The following is a 783-nucleotide window of genomic DNA, read 5'->3' on the forward strand; positions in this document are numbered from 1 at the left end:
CGCGCTGCCGCTTCACGAGTGAAGCCCAAATATAGAGCGGCAGTGATCGTTGCGCCAGAACGTGAAGTCCCAGGGATCATCGCAAGTGCTTGAGCAATACCAATAAACACCGCTTTCTTCCAGCCAGTTTGGTACTCATCGGCAACAAGCTTGGCATTCTTATCCACCCACCAAAGCAACAAACCGAATACGATGGTGGTTGTCGCAATCACATAGGCACTGCGCAGGTAGACTTCGATAACGTCTTTCATCAGCAAACCGAACACACACGCCGGAATCGTCGCGATCACGATCATCCATGCCAGTTTTGCTTCTTTACTGCGGTCACCTTTGAAGATCGAAGCAAACAATGCTCGGAATAAAGTGATCACTTCGTGGCGGAAATAAATCACAACCGCCATCAATGTACCGACGTGTACTGCCACATCAAACGCTAGACCTTGGTCGGCCCAGCCGAAAATGGCAGAGGGTAGGATCAAGTGCGCAGAGCTGGAAATGGGCAAAAACTCTGTCAGACCCTGAATCAGAGCCAAAATAAAGGCTTCAAAATAACTCATGTAAACAACTCAAATTTAAAGTGAAAAAGAAACTGGTTTGAGTGAATCAACGGGCTGCATAGCATGCCAAATGTCGGCTACAGTGCGTCCATCGCCGGGGATCACTAAATGAGGTTCGAGATCATACAAGGGCTTTGTGACAAAAGGATATTTGTAGATATCACTGCGAGGTAGCTCCGGTTTTTGTGCCGAGATGCACTCACCGAAGAGCACTATATCGAGATCC

The 783-nt window shown here is 48.1% G+C and carries 1 protein-coding gene and 1 pseudogene; both read right to left on the reverse strand.

Features of this window, described 5'->3' with window-relative positions; translation table 11 throughout:
- On the reverse strand, nt 1-557 hold a 557-nt coding region (locus tag R7Q46_RS26430), incomplete at its 3' end, for an undecaprenyl-diphosphate phosphatase (RefSeq protein ID WP_318078121.1).
- Nucleotides 558-572: 15 nt separating this feature from the next.
- A pseudogene (locus R7Q46_RS26435) lies at nt 573-783 on the reverse strand (2-amino-4-hydroxy-6-hydroxymethyldihydropteridine diphosphokinase); the annotation flags it as partial.

This window comes from Vibrio sp. 811, from assembly GCF_033339195.1.